This window comes from Streptomyces sp. NPDC039424 (genome assembly GCF_055639495.1).
Window position 1 is genome coordinate 132,288 of record NZ_JBVKAI010000021.1, and the last position, 21,318, is coordinate 153,605.

The following is a 21,318-nucleotide window of genomic DNA, read 5'->3' on the forward strand; positions in this document are numbered from 1 at the left end:
TGCCCCACCGCATCAAGCGCGGGCGCGGCGCACCTCACCCCTTGTGGGCGCGCAGGGCGGCCAGGGCCCGATCGGCGTGCGTGTTCATGCGCAGTTCGCTGTGCACGACCTCCAGGACCGTGCGGTCCTCGGCGATCACGAAGGTCACCCGTTTGGTGGGCGCGAGCGAGAAGCCCCGCTTCACACCGAACCGCTCGCGGACCGCCCCGTCGGCGTCGGACAGCAGCGGCATGCCGAGCGTGTGCCGCCCGGCGAACTCCTGCTGGCGTTCGACGGAGTCCCCGCTGATGCCCACGGGCCGCGCGCCGGCGGCGGCGAACTCGGCGGCGAGATCGCGGAAGTGGCAGGCCTCGGCGGTGCAGCCGGGGGTCAGGGCGGCGGGGTAGAAGAACAGCACGACGGGGCCGTCGGCGAGCAGTTCCGTGAGCCGCCGCGTGGCGCCCGTCTCGTCGGGCAGCGCGAAGTCCTCGGCCTTGTCGCCGACGCCGATGCGCCCGCTCATGCCTGGGCCTCCGCCCCGCGCGCGATCCCGCGGGCCCACAGCACCAGGGGCACCTGGAGGGGCAGCCGGGCGAGGGCGGCGGTCTTGAGCGGGGCGGGCCGGTGCCGCCAGTCGACCGCCAACTGCACATTGGCGGGGAACACGCCGACGAAGAAGGCCGCCGCGGCCCGTGCCGCCACGGGCCGCGTGCGGGGCAGTGCCACGCCCGCCGCCAGTGCCAGTTCCACCGCCCCGCTCGCGTACGTCCACGTCCTGGGCGACCCGGGCAGGGCCCGGGGAATCGTCGCGTCGAACTGGCGTGGCCTGGCGAAGTGGGCGACGCCCGCGGCGGCCAGCAGACCGGCGAGCAAGAGGGGCGAGCGTTCGGACCGGGGCACGGTTCCTCCTCTGATGACTGGCCCCGGATATTACTCCCTGGTAGCCGCGGACTCAGGTCACTAGGGGGCGGGCACAGCCGACGGACCGGAGGGCTGGAGTCAGTTGTTGACGCGGTTCATGAGCTGGTCGGGGTAGCGCGGTCCGGCGGCGGCGCCGGGAGGGAGAGCTGCGTCCAGGGCGGCGAGGTGGTCGGCACTGAGACGGGCGTCGGCGGCCGCGGCGTTCTCTTCCAGGTAGCTGATGCGCTTGGTGCCGGGAATGGGGACGATGTCGTCGCCCTGGTGGAGGAGCCACGCGAGGGCCAGCTGCGTCGGTGTGAGGCCGGCCTCTGCCGCGAGGGTGCGGACCTGGTCGGCCAGATGCAGGTTGCGGCGCAGGTTGTCGCCCTGGAAGCGGGGGTCGAAGCGGCGGTAGTCGTCCGCGGCGAGTGAAGCGGTGTCCTTGATCGCGCCGGACAGGAAGCCTCGGCCGACCGGCGAGTAGGGGACAAGGGTGATCCCGAGCTCGCGGGTGGTCGGGAGGATCTCGGCCTCCAGGCCGCGTTCCCACAAGGAGTATTCGCTCTGGAGTGCGGTGATGGGGTGAACGGCGTGCGCCCGGCGCAGGGTGGTCGCGTTCACCTCGGACAGTCCGATGTGGCGGATCTTGCCTGCCGCGACGAGTTCGGCCAGGGCGCCGATGGTGTCTTCGATGGGAACGCCGGGATCACGCCGGTGGAGGTAGTACAGGTCGATGTGGTCCAGACCCAGCCGGGCGAGGGAGGCGTCGACGGCCTTTTTGGCGTACTGCGGGGTGGAGTCGACGGTGAAGGAGCCCTCGTGCAGGCGGGAGCCGAACTTGGTGGCCACGACGGCTTCCTCCCGCCGTCGGCCCGCCAGGGCGCGGCCCAGCAGGGTTTCGTTGTGGCCGGCGCCGTAGACGTCGGCAGTGTCCAGGAGGTTCACGCCCAGGTCGAGGGCGCGGTGGATGGTGGCGATGGACTGGGTGTCGTTGGTGGCTCCGTAGAACTCGGACATGCCCATCAGGCCGAGTCCTATGGCGGAAACCGACGGTCCGTTGATGCCCAGGGTGCGCTGCTTCATGAGGGGGTTCCTTGCCGCGGCGGAGGGAGGTGGGTATGCGGCCGGAGCCGCACAGCGAGAAAGTTATAATGCATAATCATAATAGTCAATCGTTGTCAGGCCGAATAACTTTTCATAACCTGGGGCAATGACGGCAGACGACCCCCTGGCCTCCGAGGTGATCAACCTTTTCGCGAAGGTCACCGACCGCTACACCCGCGAGTACGAGACCGCCGCGGCTCACCACGGCCTCACCCCTCAGCAGGTGAAGGCACTGATCGCCCTGGACGAGGCCCCCCTGCCCATGCGTCGTGTCGCCGAACGACTGGGAGCCGAACCGTCCAACCTCACCGGCATCGTGGACCGCCTGCAGAACCGGGGTCTGGTCGAACGCCGGCCCGAACCCAACGACCGGCGAGTCAAGCTTCTCGCCACCACAGACGCCGGGAAAGCGGCAGCCCAAGACCTGCGCAGCCGCCTGCGCTTCGCCCGCGACCCGCTCGCCGCCCTCGACGAGGACCAGCGCCGCAACCTGCGCGACCTGCTACAGCTGATGACCGAGGAATAGAGCCAGGTCCCCCGGGTTGGTGGGCCGCTCCACCGCTCGTCAGCCCGGGAAGGGTGCGGCAATAACACTTCGATGATTCATGCCAGTTGAGCCGGGGTTGCCGTCGGGCGAGGTGACCCCGGCTCGCGCCCGTGGATCAGGCCGTGGTCACCGACGTACCGGCCTCCTGACCCGACTCGTCCTCGATCGAGTACGACAGGAAGTCGTCGACCATGCGGTGGAAAAGAGTGGCCAGCTGCCGCAGTTCGTCGGGCGACCACTCGGCCAGGGCGAGTTGCATGCCACGCGCCCCGGCGTCCCGGACGCTGTCGACGGCCCGACGGCCGGCGTCGGTGAGCTCGATACGCTGGGCGCGCCGGTCGTCGGGGTCGGGAACCCGGGTGACATAGCCCGCCTTCTGCAACTGCTGCACCGTCCGGGTCACATGGGACGCCTCGACACCCAGACGTTGGGCCAGCTCCCCCGGCCGCAGCGGCTCGGAGTCGGCGACCTGCCGCAGCAGGGCCACCGCGGCCCGGTCCAGCGGTACACCGGCGAGCGCCATGAGCCGGTCGTGCTGCCGGGCCCGGGTACTGAGGTAGGTGATGCGGGTCAGGGCGCGCTCGATCTCGGTGACTTCCGGGGAGGCGGGGGGCAGCGGTTCTGTGGACATGCGACCCACTTTACCATATCGTTGCGTAACTCAAGTAAGTACTGCAGGCGGGGCGTGTTAGGGTCGCCCGAAATCATCAGGAATCCTGTCGACGGGAGTCGTATGTCCCTCCTGTCCCGCCCGGCGGTGGCCGCGCTCGCCGCAAGAGGGATGCAGACCCTCACCCGGCTGGCCGGCCGACGGGCGAGCGGCTCCGGCTCCGACGCCTCACGACACGCCCGGTTCCCGGAACTACCGCGCCGCACACGAGAGTTGACCATCCCTACGTCCGTCGCCCCGGCCCGCGCCACCGTCTACCTGCCGGAGGCCGCCGCCGACGGGTCGCCGCCCCCGGTGCACGTGAACTTCCACGGCGGCGGCTACGTCATGGACCTCACGGAACTCGACGACCCGCTGTGCCGCTTCCTGGCCGCGAAGGCCGGGGTCGTGGTGGTCAACGTGGACTACGTCGTCGCCCCGCAGCACCCCTTCCCGGCGCCACCCCGGCAGGCCTTCGAGGCCGTCCGCTGGATCGCCGCGCACGGCGCGGCGGAGGGCTGGGACGGCGCTCGGCTCACCGTGGGCGGACAAAGCGCGGGCGGCGGGCTCGCGGCGGCGGTGGCCCGGCAGGCGCTGACGGAGGGCGGCCCCTCGATCGCCCTCCAGGTGCTGCACTATCCCCCGCTCGACCTGGCGACCGGCGCCCGGGACAAGCGCGCCGCCGTGCCCCGGCCCATGCTGCGACCGTGGATGGCCGACATCTTCGACACCTCGTACGTCCCGGATCCGAAGCGCCGCGCCGATCCACTGGTCTCGCCCGCGCACCCGTCCGACACCACCGACCTGAAGGGCATCGCCCCGGCCCTGGTGGTCACGGCCGAGCACGACCTCCTGCGGGCGGAGGGCGAGCGCTACGCCGAGCGGCTGCGGGCGGCGGGCGCCCTGGCCGGGTTCCACGACGTGGCCGGGGCCGACCACGGGTACGACGGCAAGGACGACGACATGGCCCGGGAGGTCTACGCCCTCATCGCCCGCCACCTACGGCAGGCGGTGGGCGAAGAGGTCTCCGGGGCCTGAGCCGCAGGCGTCGGCCCGGGGGGCGGTCAGCCTGCGGTGATCAGTTCCTGCGGGGCGTCGCCGCGCACCGGCTGCCGGGCCGAGCGCAGGGCCGCGATGCCGATGAACACCATCGAGGACACGCCCGCGAGGGCGAACGCGGTGAAGCCCCAGTCGCCGTTGTTCGCGGCGAGCAGCTGGCCGCCGAGCCACGGGCCGAAGACGGCGCCGAAGCGGCCCATGCCGGAGGTCCAGCCGACGGCGGTGGCGCGGTTGTCCGGGGTGGAGCGGATGGACACCGTCGCGTAGATCATCGTCTGGGCGCTGTTGAGGAACACGCCGGTGAGGAAGACGACCAGGAAGGTCACGCCGAGCGGCATGTGGACGCTGAGCAGGAAGACACCGGCCGCGGTGAGCGCGAACCAGATCGCCGAGATGCGCGGCGCGCCGAAGCGGTCCGAGGCGCGGCCGGCGACCAGCATGCCCACGATGCCGCCGAGGTTGAACAGGACCACGAAGGTGAGCGCGGAGCCGAGGTTGTAGCCCTCGGCGCGCATCAGGGTGGGCAGCCAGGTGGCGACGCCGTAGACGAGGAGCAGTCCGCCGAAGGAGGCCAGCCAGTACAGCAGGGTCTGGGCCCACTCGCCGCCCCGGAACAGGGCGAGCAGCCCGTCCCAGCGGTCGGCGGCAGTCTTCCTGCCGGCCGCGGCGGGCATCTCGACCTCGTAGCGGCCGGCCAGTTCGCGGGCCTCCTCGGTACGTCCCTTGGCGACGAGGAAGCTGAGCGACTCGGGCATCACCTTGGCGAGCACCGGGGCGAAGAGCAGCGGGAGGACGCAGACCCAGAAGGCGGAGCGCCAGCCGTGCGGCTCCACGAGCCACTTGGCCACGTACGCGGAGAGGATGCCGCCGGCGTGGTGTGCCGTCATCAGCAGGCCGATGGTGAGCGCGGCCCGGCCGCCCTTGGCGTAGTCGGAGACCATGCTGATCGCCGTCGGCAGCAGGCCGCCGAGGCCCACGCCGGCCAGGGTCCGGCCGAGGCCGAAGACCGCGACCGAGCCGGACAGGGCGCAGATGCCGGAGGCCAGCGAGAAGAGCGTCACGCAGGCGACCATCAGCTTCTTGCGGCCGATCCGGTCGGCGACCGTGCCCGCCGTCAGGGCGCCCACCAGCATGCCGAACGTGGCGTAGCTGCCGAGGTCGCCGGCCTGGTCGGGGGTGATCCCGAGGGCCTCGCTCGCCAGCATGTGGGGCAGCACCGACCCGTAGATGAACATGTCGAGGCCGTCGAAGAGGACTGCCAGCCAGCACAGACCGACGACCAGCAGAGCCAGTCTGCTGCCGCGAGCGGACAGGGCGGGGGAGGAGGACATCGTCGTTTTCCTCTCGTCCAGGAGGCTTTCCCTGGAGGGGATCTATGAGGCGGGTCGAGGCGGCTCGTGCGGCTGACCCGTGGTGCGCAAGACGCTAAGGATCCACTCGATAAGTGTCAACGCTTTTGTCAACAATCTCAGCAACAATGCCACCAGCGTCTTTCGGACACGCGCAAGGGGGCGGGCGACGCACCGCGGTACGCCACCCACCCCCCGTGTGCCCGGAAGTCAGCCGACCGGTGGTGTGCCATGGGTGTGGAAGGACTCGATGGTCTTCAGGCCCCAGGCCTGCCCCTTGGCCCGCTCGGCCTCGGTCCAGGTGATCAGCGGCCAGTCGGGCGCCAGCACCAGGCGGGTGAGGGGGTTGCACAGCTCGATGCGGTTGCCGCCCGGCTCGTAGACGTAAAGGAAGAAGGTCTGCTGGATGGCGTGCTTGTGCGGACCGGTCTCGATGAACACCCCGGTGTCGATGGCCAGATCGGCGGCGCGCAGCACGTCCTCGCGGGTGTCGGTCGCGAACGCGATGTGGTGCAGCCGCCCGGTCGAGCCCGTCCAGTCGGAGGTGTAGACGACGTCGTACGACTTGTTCGTGAAGGTCAGCCAGCGTGCGGCGATCTTCCCGGTGTCGAGCCGGATCTGCTCGGTGGGCCGGGCGCCCAGGACATGTTCCTGGAACTCGGCGTTGGCGGGCACGTCGGCGGCGAGGAAGTTGACGTGGTCCAGGCGGCGCACGCCCACGCCCCGGTTGGGCTTGGCCTGCGGCTGGTTCTTCAGCGCGGGCCTGAGCTCGTCGGGGGCGGCATAGTGCTCGCTCTCCCAGTACAGGGCGTGCTCGTGGCCGTCCGGGTCGGTGGTCACGTACAGCTTGCCGAGGCCCGGCTCGTCCTCCGTCCAGTGGCCGGAGCCGCCCGCCTCCTCGACCGCCTTGACACGGCGCTGGAGGGCCTCCTCGCTGGAGGTGCGCAGGGCGAGCCGGCCGAGGCCGGGCCGCTCGCGGGCGGTGAGGACCAGGCTGTGGTGCTCGTAGTCGTCGAAGGTGCGCAAGTAGACGGTGTCGCCGTCGTGCCCGTTCACCGTCAGCCCGAGGTAGTCGGTGAAGAAGGCGACGCTGGCGTCCAGGTCCGGGGTGAACAGCTGGGCGTGGCCGATATGGGCGATGTCACCGAGGGGCGGAGCCATCGTTGCCTCCCTGGGGGCGTGCGGGGGTGGGGGTCGTACCGGCGGGCCCGGGGAAGACGGTGCCGTCGAAGATCTTGCGTGCGGTGCGGACGACGGCCGTGCGCCGGGCCACCGGAGGGGAGCCGTCAAAGCCGGGGGTGACGGTGGTGTCGATGTCCAGGAATCCGGTCGGGTGCTCGATACGGACGCGGTCGCCCCGCTCGGCGAGGTCCGCGACGCCCTCCCCCACTCCCCCGGGCAGTCGCAGGCCCGCCGCGACGCTCGCGGCGCCCAGGACGCCGATGGAGGTGTGGCAGCGCACGGGGATGAAGGTGCGGGTGGTGACCGCGCCGCCGTGCCGGGGCGGGGCGAGCAGGGTGAGTTTGGGGACGGTGGCGGTCTCGACGTCGCCGAGGCCCATCAGCTTGCCGGCCTCCAGGCGGATCTCGCGCAGCCGGTCGGCGAGGGCGAGGTCCTCCTCCAGGTCCTTGGGCTGCTCGTACCCGGTGACCTTCAGGGCGGAGGCGGCGATGAGCACGGTCGGCATCCCGTTGTCCACGCACGTCACCTCCGTCCCCGCCACGGTGTCGCGGACGTTGCCGGTGGGCAGCAGCGGGCTGTCCCCGGCCGGGAACTCGATCACCACGGGCGCGGCCGTCCCGGGCACCCCGGATATCCGGGCGTCGCCGGTGTAGTCGACTCGCCCGCCCGGGGTGGGGAAGGTCGCGACCGCCCGTTCCCCGGTGTTGAGCATCCGGATCCGGACGGACGTCTCGCCGTCACCAGGGGCCACGAGCCCCCGTTCCACGGCGAACGGGCCGACTCCGGCCAGGATGTTGCCGCAGTTCTGACGATCGGTCACCTCGGGCCGGTCGACGGCCACTTGGAGGAACAGGTAGTCGACGTCCGCGTCGGGGTCGTCCGACGCCGAGATCACGGCCACCTTGCTGGTGAGCGGGTGCCCCCCGCCCAGGCCGTCGATCTGGCGCGGGTCGGGGCTGCCCATGACGCGCAGCAGCAGGTCGTCGCGTGCGGCGGGGTCCGCGGGAAGGTCCCCGGCCAGGAAGTAGGCTCCCTTGGAGGTGCCGCCGCGCATCAGCGTGCAGCGCACCTCCACGGGCCCGCCGGTCACGACCGCTCCCCCGCGTCCCGCGCGTACTCCGCGTAGGTCTTGTACTCGACGCCGAGCCGCTCCAGGGTCCCCCGCAACTCGTAGCGGTCCAGGCCCAGTTCGCCGCCGAGGAACGCGGCGCGGGACCTGGCCTCCTTGTCCTCGCGGGCCTCGGCCCTCTCGGCGGTCTCGCGGGCGCGTTCGCGGGGCACGACCACCACACCGTCGTCGTCGGCCAGGATCACGTCACCGGGCCGGATCACCTGGCCGTCGATGGCGACCGGCACATTGACCGATCCGCCGGTCGCCTTGACGGTGCCTTGCGCGGAGACGGCGCGGGACCAGGCGGCGAAGCCCATCTCCCGCAGCTCCTGGGTGTCACGGATGCCCGCGTTGATGACGATGCCGCGCACCCCCCGCTGGTGCAGGGCGGTGGCGAACAGCTCGCCGAACATGCCGTCGGTGGACGGCGAGGTGGTGGTGACGACCAGGATGTCCCCCTCGCCGCACTGCTCCACGGCGGCGTGGATCATGAGGTTGTCGCCGGGCCAGCTGAGCACGGTGACCGCGGTGCCCGCGACCCGTACGCCCTGCTGGACCGGGCGGATCTCCGGCCCGAGCAGACCGGTGCGGCCCATGGCCTCGCTGACCGTGGCCACACCGAACCCCGCGAGCGCCTCGACGTCCTTGGCCTCGGCCTTCGGCGGGCTAGTGACGATCACGCCGCTCATGCCAGCTCCTTCGCGATCTGCGGGTAGGGGCGCATGTACGCCTCGGCCATGGTCTTGTGGGCCAGGCCCAGGTTCGGGCCGGCGTTGCGCTTGAGCTGGACGCCGCGGCGGACGGCGAGGTCGGTGTAGTAGTCCCACAGGTGCTGCTGGGCGCCGAGGCACTCCATCGCCTTGCGCTTGGTGTCCCACACCTCGGTGATGTCGAGCAGCACCTCGGGCCTGAAGCCGCTCATCTCGGGCTGGTGCGGCTCGAAGTAGAAGACCGGCGGGGCGCCGATGATCTCGCCCTCGCCCGGGTAGCCGATGGCCTGGGCGAGGACGCGGGCCTCCAGCGCCATGCGGTTGGCGGCCGGGTGGTCGCCGTTGTACGGGTCCTCGACCGGGTGGGTGAGGACGACGTCCGGCTGCGTCTCGCGGTAGACGGCGACCAGCCGGTCCGTCAGTTCCGGGGTGGCGAGGAGCGGGTAGTCGCCGGCGTCGAAGAAGCGGACCTCGGCGCCGAGGGTGGCGGCGGCCTGCTCCGCCTCCTCCCGGCGTATCGCCTTGATCTCCTCCAGCTTCCTGCCCTCGCGCCACGCCTTGGCGGACTCGCCGCGCTCGCCGAAGGTGAGGCACGCGATGGTGACCCTCTCGCCCCGGGAGGCGGCCAGGGCGATCGCTCCGCCCGCCCGCCACACGAAGTCCCCGGCGTGCGCGGTGACGACGAGGGTCGACCGTGGTGGGGTGGCGGGCGCGTTGGCCTGGGTCATTGCTCAGATCTCCTTGAATGGACAGGTGGACGCCCGCCCCCGCGTCCGGCGCGTGGTGCGTCAGTCGCGCAGCGCCTCGATCACGCTGGTGAGGTGGGCGCGGACGGCCGCTTCGGCCGCCTGCGGGTCCCTGGCGGTGATCGCCTCGATCATCGCCAGATGCTCGTTCAGGGAGTGCTGGGGACGCCCCGGCCTCAGCGCCAGCTGGAAACGGTGGCGCACCAGTTGGGCGTTGAGCCGCTCCAGCAGATCCAGGGCCGTCCGCTGGCCGGAGAACTCCCGGACCTTGGCGTGCAGTTCCTGGTTGAGCTCGGAGTAGGTCATCGGCTCGCCGTCGGCCACCGCCTTGGTCATCGCCGTGCCCAGCGCGGTGAGTTCGGCGAGCTGGTCGTCGTCGGCCGCGACGGCCGCCTTGGCCGCGCACAGCCCTTCCAGGACCATGCGGCACTCGGTGATGGCGACCGCTTCCTCCACGGTCACCACCCGCACCCGCGAGCCGCGGTTGCGGATGCGTTCGACCAGGCCCTGGGCCTCCAGGTCGATGAGCGCCGCCCGGATGCTGGCCCGGGTCACACCGAACTGCTCGGCGAGCTCGTTCTCCACCAGCCGCTGGGCCGGTGCCATCTCGCCGTGCAGGATCGCCTGCCGCAGCTGCGCGAGCGCACGCTGTTTGGCCTGCTCTCCGGTGGTGGGACCGGCTTCCTTCGGCATCGTTGCCCTCCCTGAATGAGTGCCTGTCGAACCTAAATCTAGCCAAACAAGATTGTCAACAATTTTGTCCGCCGTATTGCGGCCAGTGATCCGGCCGCTTCACCCCGTCCGGTACAGCTCGGTGAGCAGCTCGATCACCGCCTGCTGGGCGGGGTGCGGGTCGTCCCGCCACCAGGCGAGGCGGACCGCGACCGGCTCGGCGTCGCGCACCGGCCGGTAGACCACACCGGGCCGCGGGTACTGGTTGGCGGTCGACTCGGCCGTCACGCCGATGCCGCGTCCGGCGGCGATCGCGGTGAGCCAGTCGTCGACGTCGTGCGTCTCCTCGGTGACCGGGCGGGAGTCGGGGGGCCACAGGTCCGGGGTGGTGGTGCCGGTCCGGCGGTCGACGAGGAGTCTGCGTCCGGCGAGGTCGGCGAGCCGGACGGAGCGGCGCCGGGCCAGCGGGTCGTCGGCGGCCAGGGCGCACAGGCGGCGTTCGAGTCCGACGATGGCGGAGTCGAACCGCCGGTCCTCCGGCGGTCTGCGGACGACCGCGAGGTCGCAGGCGCCTTCCGCGAGGCCCGCGGACGCGGTGTTGACGCGGGTCAGATGCAGGTCGGTGCCGGGACGGGCCTCGTTCCAGCGGCGCTGGAAGGCGACCGTGTGGCGGCCCAGCGCCGACCAGGCGTAGCCGATCCGCAGCCGGGTGTGGCCCGAGGTGGCCTCTCGGACCAGGTCGGCCACGTCGGACAGCACCCGCCGCGCCTGCGCGACCACCCGCAGCCCGGTGGCCGTCGGGGTCACCTCGCGGGAGGTACGCCTGAGCAGCCGCACCCCGAGGGCCCGTTCCAGCGAGGCGAGGGTCCGGGAGACGGCCGCCTGGGAGACGCCGAGGGCGATCGCCGCGTCGGTGAAGGTGCCCTCGTCGACGATGGCCACGAGGCAGCGCAACTGCCGGAGCTCCAGGTCATTCATGCGCCCAGCGTATAGATCGACAGGCGTATGCATTTTGCGCAAGGGTCGCCGGGACGCACGATCCCGGCATGCGACGTACTCTCGACCACCCCGACACCCCGGCCGTCCCGCCCGCCGCCGTCCCCGCGCGCGACGGACGGCGGCCGGCCGCCGTGGCCGTCATGTTCGGCAGCGGCCTGTCCAACCAGACCGGTGCGGCGATCGGCGCGCTGGCCTTCCCCGTGCTCGGGCCGCTCGGTGTCGTGGCGGTACGTCAGTACGTCGCCGCCCTCGTCCTCCTGGCCGTCGCCCGCCCCCGCCTGCGGAGCTTCACCTGGCGGCAGTGGTGGCCGGTGCTGCTGCTGGCCGGGGTGTTCGGCACCATGAACCTGACCCTGTACAGCGCCGTCGACCGGGTCGGCCTGGGGCTGGCGGTGACCCTGGAGTTCCTCGGGCCGCTCGCCGTCGCGCTGGCCGGCTCACGCCGCCGGCTGGACGCCGGGTGCGCGCTGCTGGCCGCGGCCGGAGTGGTCGTCCTGATGCGCCCTCGGCCCTCCGCCGACTACACGGGCATGGGCCTCGGGCTGGTGGCCGCCTGCTGCTGGGCGTCGTACATCCTGCTCAACCGGATCGTCGGGCGGCGTCTCCCCGGGGCGCAGGGGGCGGGGGCCGCCGCGGTCCTGTCCGCGCTAGCCTTTCTGCCCGTGGGCGTCGCCGTGGCCGTACGTCACCCGCCCACGGCCGCGGCGGTGCTGTGCGCGGTGGCCGCCGGGGTGCTCTCCTCGGCCGTGCCGTACCTCGCCGACCTCCTCACCCTGCGCCATGTGCCCGCGCAGACGTTCGGGCTGTTCATGAGCGTCAACCCGGTACTGGCCGCCGCGGTCGGCTGGGTCGTCCTCGGTCAGGGCCTGGGCGGTTGGGAGTGGGCTGGCATCGCGGCGGTCGTCGCCGCGAACGCGTTCAGCATCCTGACGACACGCGCCTGACGCCCGCCCTCCGCGACGTCAGGCCACCGCCTCCCGCCACGCCGCCCCCACTGCGACGGCCCGGCGCCTGCCTGATCGAATGGAGGCGGTTCGCTTGCTTGACTCAAGTAAATCACATGTGCTTGCCTAACTCAAGCAAACCAGCAGATGCGGGTCTGCCGCACCGGAAAGCGAGTCACCCATGAGTCACCCCACGTCCACGATGAAGTCCGTGCGGACCGCAGGCGTCGGCAAGGTCGGCGTGGTGGACGTCGAGCGTCCCGTGCCCGGCCCGAAGGACGTGCTGGTGAGGATCCGCGCCTGCGGTGCCTGCGGCACCGACGTCACCTTCCTGCACATGGGCGGGATACCGGCCCGGGCGCACCTGGGCGGCGAACTGGTGCCCGTCGCGCTGGGCCACGAACCGGCCGGCGAGGTCGTCGAGGTGGGCGCGGAGGTCACCGGCCTGAAGGCCGGTGACCGGGTGGTGGTCAATCCGCAGGACGCGCCCACCGGGATCATCGGCTGCGGCGGCGAGTACGGCGGCATGAGCGAGTACCTGCTCATCGAGAACGCCGTCGTCGGCAGGAGCGTGGCGGTCTTCCCGGACACCGTGCCCTTCGACGTCGCCTCCCTCAACGAGCCGATGGCGGTAGCCCGGCACTGCGTCAACCGCTCCGAGGCGCAGCCCGCCGACAAGGTGGTGGTCTTCGGTGCCGGGCCGATCGGTCTCGGGGCCACCATCTGGCTGAAGCTGCGCGGGGTGGAGCACGTGGTGGTGGCCGACGTGATCCCCGCACGGCTGGAGAAGGCACTGGCCGTCGGGGCGGACGCGGTCATCGACTCGGCCCAGGAGAACGTGGCCGCCCGGCTGACCGAGCTGCACGGGCAGAGCGCCAACGCGCTCGGGCAGCCCCGGCCGGGCACCGACATCTACATCGACGCGGCCGGTGCGGCGGCGGTCTTCAACACCGTGGTGGCGTCGGCGAAGTGGGGCGCCAAGCTGGTCATGGTGGCGGTGCAGAAGAAGGGCTCCGAGATCGACCTCGGCGGGATGCTGCGCAGCGAGCTGACCCTCGTGGCCTCGCAGGGCTATCCCACCGAGATCTTCGAGGTGACCCCCGAACTCGTCGAGCACCATGAGCGCTTCGCCCAGCTCATCAGCCACCGCGTCCCGTTCTCCGAGGCCGACCGGGCCTTCGAGCTCACCCTGACCCCGGGGGCCGCGGAGAAGGTGGTCGTGACCTTTGACGCGTAGTGCGGTGCGGCCCGTCGACGACCCGGCGCGGCGACGGCGAGCCGAGGGACTCCTCGGGCGTACACACCGCGTTCGGCGAACAGCCTCTCCGCCGGGGCGGTGAGGTCCAGCCGCGGAAGCCTCCGTGCCGAACGGTTTCGGATGGTCCCGGCCCTCGGTGCCCCGGCCACCGTCCCCGCCTTCCTCCTCGTCACGAGGGTGTGAGCCACGTGAATCCACCCGCCGGCCACGGCCCCGGCCACCGCACGCGCTCCGACGCGCCCGGTCCGGTCGGCATGCGTGGGACGCTGCGGCACGCCGGGCGGGCCACCGTCCGGCTCGTCCTGGCCGCCGCGACGGCCTTCGGGTCGTACCTCTTCGTCACCGTGCTGCTGATCACCGCGTGCGCGACGGTCTCGGTGGTCGGCGCGTTCCTGCTGCCCGAGACCGTGCTGCTGATCCGCCGGATCGCCGGGGCCAAGCGGCGGCAGGTGAGCACGTGGACCGGGCGGGAGATCCCGGAGGCGTATCCGCCGCTCGACGGGAGCGTCCGGGATCGGGTGCGCACGGCGGTCCGCGACCCGGGAACCCACCGTGACCTGATCTGGATGCTCGCCCACTACCTCTACGGCTGGCTGCCCTGCCTGATGCTGCCGCTGTGGCCGCTGGGGCTGGTGGTGGACGGCGTGTGGTGCGGGCTGCTGCGCCGCGGGGCGGTCGTCCTGCCGTTGATCGGGCTCCTCGCCGACCTGGACGCAGCCTGGTCCACCGCCCTGCTCAAGCCCTCGCCCAGGGCCCGGCTCGCCGAGCGGGTGGCGGAGCTGACCGAGACCCGCGCCGACGCGATCGCCGCGCACGGCGCCGAACTGCGCCGCATCGAACGGGATCTGCACGACGGCACCCAGGCCCGGCTGGTCTCGCTGTCCCTGCGGATCGGCCTGGCGAAACGCGCGTACGACTGCGATCCCGAGGCCGCCCGCCGGATGCTGGAGGACGCGCAGACGCTGGCCGAGGAGGCGCTGACCGAGCTGCGGCACGTGGTGCGCGGCATCCACCCGCCGATCCTCACCGACCGGGGTCTCGTCGGCGCCGTGCGCGCCCTGGCCGCCGCGAGCGGACCGGAGGTCACCGTGCGCGTGGACGGCCTGACCGACGGGCACGACGGGCCACGGGCCCCGGCGGCGATCGAGGCGGCCGCGTACTACCTGGTGGCCGAGGCGCTGACGAACGCCGCCAAGCACAGCGGCGCCCGGCGGGCCGAGGCGCGCCTCGCGCGCGTGCCGCGGGGGCTGCGCGTCCGGGTGCGGGACGAGGGCCGGGGCGGGGCGGACGACTCCGGTGGCTCCGGGCTGCTCGGCATGCGGCGCCGGGTCGCCGCGCTCGACGGGACCATGACCGTGACCAGCCCCATTGGGGGCCCCGACCGTGATCGACGTGGAGCTGCCGTGCGTGTGGTGATCGCCGAGGACAACGCCCTGTTCCGGGAGGGCCTCGTGCTGCTGCTGGCGTCCGCCGGACACGAGGTGGCGGCCGTCGCCGGCACCGGTCCGCAGATCCTCCCGGCGCTGCTGGAGCACCGCCCCGACGTCGCCGTGCTCGACGTGCGGATGCCGCCCGGCTTCCGCGACGAGGGGCTGCGCGCGGCGCTGGAGGCCCGCCGGGTCCTGCCCGGCCTGCCGGTGCTGGTGCTGTCGCAGTACGTCGAGGAGTCGTACGCGGCCGAACTGCTGGGCGGCGGCGCCGAGAGGATCGGCTACCTGCTCAAGGACCGGGTGGGCCGGGTGGACGAGTTCCTCGACGCGCTGAAGCGGGTCGCCGACGGCGGTACCGCCCTGGACCCGGAGGTGGTGAAGGAGCTGATGACCCGGCGCGGGGACTCGCCGCTGCACTCGCTGACCCGGCGCGAGCGGGAGGTGCTGAAGCTGATGGCCGAGGGCCACGGCAACACCGCCATCGCCACCACGCTGGTGATCACGGAGCGCTCGGTCAGCAAGCACATCGGCAATGTGTTCCTGAAGCTGGGGCTGGAGCCGAGCGACAGCGGGCACCGCAGGGTGCTGGCAGTGCTCGCCTATCTGCGCCACACCTGAGGGACCGCACCGGCCGTTCAGGGGAACCGGCCCCGAAAGGCGCGTGAGCCGGGCGGGCGCGGTCGACACCTTCAGCCGTGACCGCCGCGCCGCTGCCGCTGATCCCGCCGATGCTCGCCACGCCCGGCACGCTGCCGCCCGCCGCGCAGGACGCCCGGTGGGCCTACGAGACCAAGCAGGACGGCCAGCGCGTGGTGGTCTACCTGCCCGGCGACGGCAGCCTGCTGCTGCGCGCCCGCTCCGGCGAGGACATCACCGCCGCCTACCCCGAACTGCGGCCGCTCGGCGGCGTCCTCGGCACCACCCCCGCGATCCTGGACGGCGAGGTCCTCGCCCTCGACGAACACGGGCGCGCCGACTTCCAGTTGCTGCAGAGCCGGATGGGCCTGGCCCACTCGCCCGCACGCGCGGCCCGCCGGGCCGCCCAGGTCCCCGTCCACCTGGTGCTGTTCGACCTGCTGCACCTTCAGGGGAACTCCCTCCTCACCCTCCCCTACGTCCGGCGCCGCGCGCTGCTGGAGGGCCTCGGTCTGGACGGGCCGTCCTGGTCGACCCCGGCCGCCGTCACCGGGCACGGCGCCGAGGCGCTGCGCGCCACCCGGGAGCACGGCCTGGAGGGCCTGGTGTGCAAGCGGCTGGACTCGGTGTACGAGCCCGGGGTGCGCTCCCGCGCCTGGATCAAGATCCGGAACATGCGCAGCGAGGACGTGGTCGTCGGCGGCTGGCTGCCCGGCAAGGGGCGGCTCACCGGGCTGCCGGGCGCGGTGCTGGTCGGTCAGCGCGCCGCCGGGCGGCTGCGGTACGTCGGCGGGGTGGGCACCGGCTGGAGCGCGGCGGAACGGGCCGAACTGGCCCTGCTGCTGCGGGCCGCCGAGACCGGTGTGTGCCCCTTCGACCCCGTGCCGCCGGTGTCCGGCGCGCACTGGGTGCTGCCCCGGCTGGTCGGCGAGGTCAGCTACAGCACCCGTACCCGGGCCGGGATGCTGCGCCAGCCGTCCTGGCTGCGGCTGCGCCCGGACCTCACGCCGGAGGAGTCGGCGGCCGACCTGCCGGAGGGCGACGCGAGTTGACACGGTGTCGGAAGACCCGGAGTCGGGCTGGGTTTCACCATGGGGACGCTCGTGACGTCTTGGCAACGCGGGAGCGGACGTGGATGCTGAACTCCCCTGCCCCCCGCAGTCGTTGGAGGACGCGTTGTCGTCAGTCACGTTCCGCATCCGGCGCCGGAGATGGCTGGCCGGCCTGGCCGGTGCCGCCGCCCTCGTCGTCGCCTTCCCCACCGTCGCCTTCGCCGCCCCGCCGACGGCGCTGAGCGCCAACGCCGAGGCGGCGGAGCTGACGTACCAGCCCGCCTTCGACTACGACACCGACGGCTGCTACCCGACGCCCGCGATCGGCCCGGACGGCACCGTCAACGGCGGCCTGAAGCCGACCGGCGCCCTCAACGGCTCGTGCCACGACGCCTCCGACCTCGACAACACCAACAGCTATTCGCGCTACACGTGCAACAACGGCTGGTGCGCCTATATGTACGGCCTGTACTTCGAGAAGGACCAGGCCCTGGCCGGCAGCAGCATCGGCGGCCACCGGCACGACTGGGAGCACGTCGTGGTGTGGGTGCGCGACAACCAGGTCCAGTACGTGTCGACCTCCAACCACGGCTCGTTCACCGTGCATCCGGTCTCCGAGGTCCGCTTCGAGGGCACCCACGCGAAGGTCGTCTACCACAAGGACGGCATCAGCACCCACTGCTTCCGGCTGGGCAATTCCAACGACGAGCCGCCGGAGAACCATGAGCACACCTGGCAGTACCCGCCGCTGGTCGGCTGGAACGGCTATCCGGCGGGTGTGCGCGAGAAGTTGAGCACGTACGACTTCGGCAGCGCCCACTTCGGCCTGCGGGACGACAGCTTCTCCTCGCATCTGTCCAAGGCCAAGCCGTCCGGCATCGCGTTCGATCCGGCGCTGGTGTGACGGACTAGTTCCGCCAGAGCCCGGCGGTCACGGACCGGATGACGCCGTCGCACGGCCCGTGACCGACTATCGTGTCCCCATGGCTGTCCCGGAACTCATCCGTATCGTCTCCCGCGACTCGCCCATGGCGCTCGCCCAGGTGGAGCGGGTCCGCGCCGAGTTGGCCGCCCTGCATCCGGGCGTGCGCACCGAGGTCGTACCGGTGAAGACGACCGGCGACAAGTGGCTCGGCGACCTGGCGAAGGTCGAGGGCAAGGGGGCGTTCACCAAAGAGGTGGACGCCGCCCTGCTGGCCGGGGAGGCGGACCTCGCGGTGCACTGCGTCAAGGACGTGCCCGCGGACCGGCCGCTGCCCGCCGGCACGGTGTTCGCCGCGTTCCTGAAGCGGGACGACATCCGCGACGCGCTGATCCATCCCGGCGGGCTCACCCTCGGCGAACTGCCGCCCGGCACCCGCGTCGGCACCTCCTCGGTGCGCCGGGTCGCCCAACTGGCCGCCACCCACCCGCACCTGGAATGCGTGCCGTTCCGCGGTAACGCCAACCGCCGTCTGGAGAAGCTCGCGGCCGGTGAGGCCGACGCGCTGCTGCTGGCGGCCGCCGGTCTGGAGCGGATCGGCCGACCGGACGTGATCACCGAGGTGCTGTCCCCGGAGACGATGATGCCGCCGATCGGCGCGGGCATCCTCGCCCTGCAGTGCCGCGAGGGCGACACCGAGCTGATCGACGCCGTCAGCGGGCTCGGTGACCCGGACACCCACCGGGAGGCCACCGCGGAGCGCATGTTCCTGCATGTGCTCCAGGGACACTGCAACAGCCCGATCGCCGGATACGCGCGCGTCGACCACGGCGGCGAACTGTCCCTGCGGGCGTGTGTGTTCACCCCGGACGGCAAGACCCGGCTGAACGCCCACGAGTGGGCGGGCCGCCTCGACCCGGCCACGCTGGGCACCTCGGTCGCGGTGTCCCTGCTGCGGCAGGGCGCTCGGGAGATCATCGACGGCATCCCGCACTGACCACCCGGGCCAGGGGGGTCAGGCGGTGCCGGGCTCGCCCTGGTCCCGCAGGAAGGCGCTGACCTGGTGGGCCAGGCTGCCCGGTCCGGCGCCCGCGGCGGCACTCGCGCCGACCTGCCCCTCGATGAGTCCGATGCCGCCCGCCCACAGCCGCCGCTCGGTCCACTCCTCGTCGACCCGCAGCTGGATCTGCACGTCCACCTGGGCCAGGGCGGCCTCCGGGCCGGCCGCGTACAGCACGGCGGTGACGCGGCGCAGCGGGTAGACGTCGAAGCCCTCGATGAACTGGGAGTTGCGCCAGTCGATGAAGGCGCCCTCGCCGTCGGGGCCGACCCGGACGTCGATCTGGCCGTCCTCGAGGTGCACGCCGAGGTGACGCTCGCCCCGGTTCTCGACGGTCACGCGGAGACAGAAGTACGTCAGGCCGGCGGCGGCGTCGTCGCGTCCGCGCGGTGGCTCGGCCGCCTCCAGACGGTGGACGCGGACCCGCAGACCGGCACGCTCCTCGTACTCCTGCCAGTCCCCGACCACGTTCGGCTCGTACACAATGCCCCTCTCGACCTCCGAGGCCTGCTTCCTATCTGTGCGCTCAGTGCACTGTCAAATGAGCAGAATGCGCTGTGGCCAGGGGATTCGCCCGCTTTGATCGACGATCAAGCCGTGCGCAGCGGGAATCCCGCCACCGGGTCCGCCGACGGGGTGAGCGCGCGTGCCGCACATCACGTCCGGGGACAAGATCAGCGGGCCAGCCGGCCCAGCAGTGAGGCTGCCGCGGCGATGCCGAGCGCGGCGGCCACCGCCAGGACGCCGAAGTCGGCGGCGAGACGCGCGGGCGTGCCCAGCAGGAGGCCGCGCAGGGCGTCGACCTGATAGCTCAGCGGGTTGACCTTGCTGACCGCCTGGAGCCAGCCCGGCATCACCGAGACCGGGTACAGGGCGTTGGAGCCGAAGAACAGCGGCATCGTGATCGCCTGCCCGAAGCCCATCAGGCGGTCGCGGCTGAGCACGATGCCCGCGATGGTCATCGACAGGCAGGAGAAGAAGGCGGAGGCGAGGACCACGGCCGCCGCGACACCGAGCAGCTTCAGCGGGTTCCAGTTCAGGGCCACGCCGAGCACCGCGGCGATGACGATGACGACGACCGCCTGGATCAGCGACTTCACACCGGCCGCGAAGGCCTTGCCGGTGATCAGCGCCGAGCGCGGGGTCGGGGTGACGAGAAGCTTGTTGAGGATGCCGGCGTCCCGCTCCCAGATGATCTGGATGCCGTAGAAGATGGCGATGAACATCGCGGACTGGGCGATGATGCCGGGCGCCAGATAGTCGATGTAGGGGAGGCCGCCGGTGGGGATCGCCCGGATCCGGGTGAAGGTCTGACCGAAGATCAGCAGCCACAGGGCGGGCTGGACCGCCCGGGTGTACAGCTCGGTGCGGTCGTGGCGCAGCTTCTGCAGTTCGACGGCGCACATCGCGACGATCCGGGCGGGCAGCAGCCGCCAGCCCGCGCGGGGCCGCGGCGGGCGCAGCAGCAGGGCCGCTGCGTCCTCGGCGGCGGGGTCAGCCGACCCGGTTCGCGGTGCGGCGGGTGCTTCGGACATCGCGGAAACCTCCTGACTTCTCCTCCAGGCCGCTGCCGGCGACGTCGCGGAAGACGTCCTCCAGGGTGGGCGGCGCGTCCGTGGCCGGGGCGCCCTCGGCGCGGCGCCGCTCACCGAGGCCCCGCCGCAGTTCGGCCGGGGTGCCGAGGGCACGGATACGGCCGCGGTGCATCAGGCCGACCCGGTCGCAGTACTGGTCGGCCTCGTCCATGTAGTGGGTGGTGACCAGGACCGTCATGCCGGTGGCCGCGCGGACGGCGTTGATGTGCTCCCAGACGCCGGTGCGGGCGATCGGGTCCAGGCCGATCGTGGGCTCGTCCAGGATCAGCAGGCGCGGTGCGCTGACCAGGGCCTGTGCCAGCTCCAGCCGGCGGACCATGCCGCCGGAGTAGGTGCCCGCGAGCCGGTCGGCGGCCTCGGCGAGGCCCACGGCGGCCAGTGCCTGTCCGACCCGGGCGGCGCGCTCTCGGCGGGGCACGTCGAAGACCCGGGCGAAGAGGGCGACGTTCTCGCGTCCGGTGAGACCGCTGTCGGCCGACAGCTGCTGGGGGACGTATCCGAGCAGCCTGCGTACGGCCATGCGGTCCCCGGCGGCGTCGTGGCCGAAGACCCGGACCATGCCGGCCGGGACCGGCAGGAGGGTGGTGACGCAGCGGATGGCGGTGGTCTTGCCGGCGCCGTTGGGCCCGAGGAGTCCGAAGACCTCGCCCTCGCGCACCGTGAGATCGAGCCCGTCGACCGCGTTGGTGTCCCCGAAGGCGTAGGCGAGCCGGGCACAGGTGACGGCGTCGGGCGCCTCGGCCGGGCGGTTGGCGGTGTCCGCGTCCGGGGCGGTGTGCGGCGTCATGATTCCTCGGCCTCCTCGTGCAGGGTGACGGCCAGCCTGCGCAGCGCCGGGAGTGCGGCGCGCAGCGCCTTGCGGTCGGCCTCGTCGAGCCGGGCCACGTGCCGGGCGACCAGGGCCGCCCGCCGCCGCTGCCAGTCGCGCAGCCGGTCGCGGGCCTTCTCGGTCAGCCGCAGCCGGGCGGCGCGCCGGTCGGCCGGATCGGTCTCCCGGAGCAGGTACCCCTCCCGCACCAGTTGGTTGACGAGGGTCGACACCGAGTTGCTCGCCAGGTACAGCTCCTTGGCGGCGTCCGAGATCCCGACGCCCGGCCGGGCCTCGACCAGACGGAGCAGTTCCACCTCGGCGCCGCGCAGCCGCGGCACGGTCAGCCCGCCGCGCAACCGGCGGCGGATCAGTCGCTGGACCCCGACCAGGGCGTCGGCCAGCTCCTCCGGGAACGTCTTCGATTCCACACCGGGAAGATTACCTCTGTTACAGAGGTACCTCTCCCAAGTGGAGGTCAAGCGTGCGTTCGCACCAAGGCATAAGATATCCCTACATAAGGGGACTTGTTTCCGTAAGTCCGTCCCCGGGAACAGCATGTATGTGCTTCGGACAGGAGGCACATCCGTGGGAGCCGGTCCGCCG

At 72.2% G+C, this 21,318-nt stretch carries 23 protein-coding genes and 1 pseudogene; 9 read left to right on the forward strand and 15 right to left on the reverse strand.

The window, feature by feature from the left end; all coding sequences use genetic code 11:
* Positions 1-34 precede the first annotated feature (34 nt).
* The 3 genes from ACZ7L0_RS36225 to ACZ7L0_RS36235 form a co-directional block, all read right to left on the reverse strand.
* Entirely contained in the window at positions 35-502 is a 468-nt protein-coding gene (locus ACZ7L0_RS36225; protein ID WP_471246812.1) for a peroxiredoxin, read from the reverse strand.
* Positions 499-879 carry a DoxX family protein gene (locus ACZ7L0_RS36230; RefSeq protein ID WP_471246813.1) on the reverse strand — a complete coding sequence of 127 codons (381 nt, stop codon included), beginning with the start codon at positions 877-879 and terminating at the stop codon, positions 499-501. The genes ACZ7L0_RS36225 and ACZ7L0_RS36230 overlap by 4 nt, the downstream gene beginning before the upstream one ends.
* 99 nt (positions 880-978) lie before the next feature.
* A complete protein-coding gene (locus ACZ7L0_RS36235; RefSeq protein ID WP_471246814.1) occupies positions 979-1,962 on the reverse strand; it encodes an aldo/keto reductase in 984 nt (327 codons plus the stop codon).
* Between the two features lie 127 nt (positions 1,963-2,089).
* Between ACZ7L0_RS36235 and ACZ7L0_RS36240 the strand changes: the two genes are divergently transcribed.
* Positions 2,090-2,509, forward strand: coding sequence for a MarR family winged helix-turn-helix transcriptional regulator (locus ACZ7L0_RS36240; RefSeq protein ID WP_471246815.1), 420 nt, complete (start codon positions 2,090-2,092; stop codon positions 2,507-2,509).
* Between the two features lie 136 nt (positions 2,510-2,645).
* On the opposite strand, the gene ACZ7L0_RS36245 is transcribed toward ACZ7L0_RS36240, so the two are convergent.
* Positions 2,646-3,161: a MarR family winged helix-turn-helix transcriptional regulator gene (locus tag ACZ7L0_RS36245; protein ID WP_471246816.1), complete on the reverse strand. Its 516-nt coding sequence runs from the start codon at positions 3,159-3,161 to the stop codon at positions 2,646-2,648.
* Between the two features lie 102 nt (positions 3,162-3,263).
* Between ACZ7L0_RS36245 and ACZ7L0_RS36250 the strand changes: the two genes are divergently transcribed.
* The gene (locus ACZ7L0_RS36250; protein ID WP_471246817.1) at positions 3,264-4,217 is read left to right on the forward strand and encodes an alpha/beta hydrolase fold domain-containing protein; all 954 of its coding nucleotides are present in this window, start codon (positions 3,264-3,266) and stop codon (positions 4,215-4,217) included.
* Positions 4,218-4,243: 26 nt separating this feature from the next.
* On the opposite strand, the gene ACZ7L0_RS36255 is transcribed toward ACZ7L0_RS36250, so the two are convergent.
* The 7 genes from ACZ7L0_RS36255 to ACZ7L0_RS36285 form a co-directional block, all read right to left on the reverse strand.
* The gene (locus tag ACZ7L0_RS36255) at positions 4,244-5,569 is read right to left on the reverse strand and encodes an MFS transporter (protein WP_471246818.1); all 1,326 of its coding nucleotides are present in this window, start codon (positions 5,567-5,569) and stop codon (positions 4,244-4,246) included.
* A 228-nt stretch (positions 5,570-5,797) separates the two neighbouring features.
* Positions 5,798-6,748: a catechol 2,3-dioxygenase gene (locus ACZ7L0_RS36260; RefSeq protein ID WP_471246819.1), complete on the reverse strand. Its 951-nt coding sequence runs from the start codon at positions 6,746-6,748 to the stop codon at positions 5,798-5,800.
* Positions 6,729-7,859, reverse strand: coding sequence for a 4-oxalomesaconate tautomerase (locus ACZ7L0_RS36265; protein WP_471246820.1), 1,131 nt, complete (start codon positions 7,857-7,859; stop codon positions 6,729-6,731). Before ACZ7L0_RS36265 ends, ACZ7L0_RS36260 begins: the two co-directional genes overlap by 20 nt.
* Positions 7,856-8,569: a 4-carboxy-4-hydroxy-2-oxoadipate aldolase/oxaloacetate decarboxylase gene (locus ACZ7L0_RS36270; RefSeq protein ID WP_471246821.1), complete on the reverse strand. Its 714-nt coding sequence runs from the start codon at positions 8,567-8,569 to the stop codon at positions 7,856-7,858. Before ACZ7L0_RS36270 ends, ACZ7L0_RS36265 begins: the two co-directional genes overlap by 4 nt.
* Positions 8,566-9,318 (reverse strand): PIG-L deacetylase family protein, encoded by a 753-nt coding sequence (locus tag ACZ7L0_RS36275; RefSeq protein ID WP_471246822.1) that lies wholly within the window; start codon positions 9,316-9,318, stop codon positions 8,566-8,568. The genes ACZ7L0_RS36270 and ACZ7L0_RS36275 overlap by 4 nt, the downstream gene beginning before the upstream one ends.
* 60 nt (positions 9,319-9,378) lie before the next feature.
* On the reverse strand, positions 9,379-10,029 hold the full coding sequence (locus ACZ7L0_RS36280; protein ID WP_471246823.1) for a GntR family transcriptional regulator: 651 nt from the start codon (positions 10,027-10,029) through the stop codon (positions 9,379-9,381).
* A 99-nt stretch (positions 10,030-10,128) separates the two neighbouring features.
* Positions 10,129-10,986 carry a LysR family transcriptional regulator gene (locus ACZ7L0_RS36285; protein WP_471246824.1) on the reverse strand — a complete coding sequence of 286 codons (858 nt, stop codon included), beginning with the start codon at positions 10,984-10,986 and terminating at the stop codon, positions 10,129-10,131.
* Positions 10,987-11,138: 152 nt separating this feature from the next.
* Between ACZ7L0_RS36285 and ACZ7L0_RS36290 the strand changes: the two genes are divergently transcribed.
* From ACZ7L0_RS36290 to hemC, 7 genes and pseudogenes are all read left to right on the forward strand, one after another.
* Positions 11,139-11,951 (forward strand): EamA family transporter, encoded by an 813-nt coding sequence (locus ACZ7L0_RS36290; RefSeq protein WP_471246843.1) that lies wholly within the window; start codon positions 11,139-11,141, stop codon positions 11,949-11,951.
* 181 nt (positions 11,952-12,132) lie between these two features.
* Positions 12,133-13,188, forward strand: a complete 1,056-nt coding sequence (locus tag ACZ7L0_RS36295; protein ID WP_471246825.1) for a zinc-dependent alcohol dehydrogenase — start codon at positions 12,133-12,135, stop codon at positions 13,186-13,188.
* 275 nt (positions 13,189-13,463) lie between these two features.
* Positions 13,464-14,625, forward strand: a pseudogene (locus ACZ7L0_RS36300) (sensor histidine kinase).
* On the forward strand, positions 14,613-15,257 hold the full coding sequence (locus ACZ7L0_RS36305; protein ID WP_471246826.1) for a response regulator transcription factor: 645 nt from the start codon (positions 14,613-14,615) through the stop codon (positions 15,255-15,257). Before ACZ7L0_RS36300 ends, ACZ7L0_RS36305 begins: the two are co-directional and overlap by 13 nt.
* Before the next feature lie 110 nt (positions 15,258-15,367).
* Positions 15,368-16,327, forward strand: a complete 960-nt coding sequence (locus ACZ7L0_RS36310; RefSeq protein ID WP_471246844.1) for an ATP-dependent DNA ligase — start codon at positions 15,368-15,370, stop codon at positions 16,325-16,327.
* Between the two features lie 124 nt (positions 16,328-16,451).
* Entirely contained in the window at positions 16,452-17,231 is a 780-nt protein-coding gene (locus tag ACZ7L0_RS36315) for an NPP1 family protein (protein WP_471246827.1), read from the forward strand.
* 79 nt (positions 17,232-17,310) lie between these two features.
* On the forward strand, positions 17,311-18,246 hold the full coding sequence (gene hemC, locus ACZ7L0_RS36320) for a hydroxymethylbilane synthase (RefSeq protein ID WP_471246828.1): 936 nt from the start codon (positions 17,311-17,313) through the stop codon (positions 18,244-18,246).
* An 18-nt stretch (positions 18,247-18,264) separates the two neighbouring features.
* Here the strand turns inward: hemC and ACZ7L0_RS36325 are convergent, their stop codons facing one another.
* From ACZ7L0_RS36325 to ACZ7L0_RS36340, 4 genes are all read right to left on the reverse strand, one after another.
* On the reverse strand, positions 18,265-18,792 hold the full coding sequence (locus tag ACZ7L0_RS36325) for a hypothetical protein (RefSeq protein ID WP_471246829.1): 528 nt from the start codon (positions 18,790-18,792) through the stop codon (positions 18,265-18,267).
* A 191-nt stretch (positions 18,793-18,983) separates the two neighbouring features.
* Complete coding sequence (locus ACZ7L0_RS36330) at positions 18,984-19,844, reverse strand: ABC transporter permease (protein ID WP_471246830.1); 861 nt, start codon at positions 19,842-19,844, stop codon at positions 18,984-18,986.
* Entirely contained in the window at positions 19,804-20,691 is an 888-nt protein-coding gene (locus tag ACZ7L0_RS36335; protein ID WP_471246831.1) for an ATP-binding cassette domain-containing protein, read from the reverse strand. Before ACZ7L0_RS36335 ends, ACZ7L0_RS36330 begins: the two co-directional genes overlap by 41 nt.
* Positions 20,688-21,143, reverse strand: coding sequence for a MarR family winged helix-turn-helix transcriptional regulator (locus ACZ7L0_RS36340; RefSeq protein WP_471246832.1), 456 nt, complete (start codon positions 21,141-21,143; stop codon positions 20,688-20,690). Before ACZ7L0_RS36340 ends, ACZ7L0_RS36335 begins: the two co-directional genes overlap by 4 nt.
* Positions 21,144-21,318: the final 175 nt, after the last annotated feature.

Excerpts from the sequence above, each read along its gene's own strand:
- ACZ7L0_RS36310 (WP_471246844.1), top strand. The coding sequence starts at position 15,368 with ATGCTCGCCACGCCCGGCACGCTGCCGCCCGCCGCGCAGGACGCCCGG.
- ACZ7L0_RS36285 (WP_471246824.1), bottom strand. The coding sequence starts at position 10,986 with ATGAATGACCTGGAGCTCCGGCAGTTGCGCTGCCTCGTGGCCATCGTC.
- ACZ7L0_RS36225 (WP_471246812.1), bottom strand. The coding sequence starts at position 502 with ATGAGCGGGCGCATCGGCGTCGGCGACAAGGCCGAGGACTTCGCGCTG.
- ACZ7L0_RS36260 (WP_471246819.1), bottom strand. The coding sequence starts at position 6,748 with ATGGCTCCGCCCCTCGGTGACATCGCCCATATCGGCCACGCCCAGCTG.
- ACZ7L0_RS36330 (WP_471246830.1), bottom strand. The coding sequence starts at position 19,844 with ATGTCCGAAGCACCCGCCGCACCGCGAACCGGGTCGGCTGACCCCGCC.
- ACZ7L0_RS36245 (WP_471246816.1), bottom strand. The coding sequence starts at position 3,161 with ATGTCCACAGAACCGCTGCCCCCCGCCTCCCCGGAAGTCACCGAGATC.
- ACZ7L0_RS36250 (WP_471246817.1), top strand. The coding sequence starts at position 3,264 with ATGTCCCTCCTGTCCCGCCCGGCGGTGGCCGCGCTCGCCGCAAGAGGG.
- ACZ7L0_RS36335 (WP_471246831.1), bottom strand. The coding sequence starts at position 20,691 with ATGACGCCGCACACCGCCCCGGACGCGGACACCGCCAACCGCCCGGCC.
- hemC (WP_471246828.1), top strand. The coding sequence starts at position 17,311 with ATGGCTGTCCCGGAACTCATCCGTATCGTCTCCCGCGACTCGCCCATG.
- ACZ7L0_RS36275 (WP_471246822.1), bottom strand. The coding sequence starts at position 9,318 with ATGACCCAGGCCAACGCGCCCGCCACCCCACCACGGTCGACCCTCGTC.
- ACZ7L0_RS36295 (WP_471246825.1), top strand. The coding sequence starts at position 12,133 with ATGAGTCACCCCACGTCCACGATGAAGTCCGTGCGGACCGCAGGCGTC.
- ACZ7L0_RS36280 (WP_471246823.1), bottom strand. The coding sequence starts at position 10,029 with ATGCCGAAGGAAGCCGGTCCCACCACCGGAGAGCAGGCCAAACAGCGT.
- ACZ7L0_RS36240 (WP_471246815.1), top strand. The coding sequence starts at position 2,090 with ATGACGGCAGACGACCCCCTGGCCTCCGAGGTGATCAACCTTTTCGCG.
- ACZ7L0_RS36255 (WP_471246818.1), bottom strand. The coding sequence starts at position 5,569 with ATGTCCTCCTCCCCCGCCCTGTCCGCTCGCGGCAGCAGACTGGCTCTG.
- ACZ7L0_RS36270 (WP_471246821.1), bottom strand. The coding sequence starts at position 8,569 with ATGAGCGGCGTGATCGTCACTAGCCCGCCGAAGGCCGAGGCCAAGGAC.
- ACZ7L0_RS36235 (WP_471246814.1), bottom strand. The coding sequence starts at position 1,962 with ATGAAGCAGCGCACCCTGGGCATCAACGGACCGTCGGTTTCCGCCATA.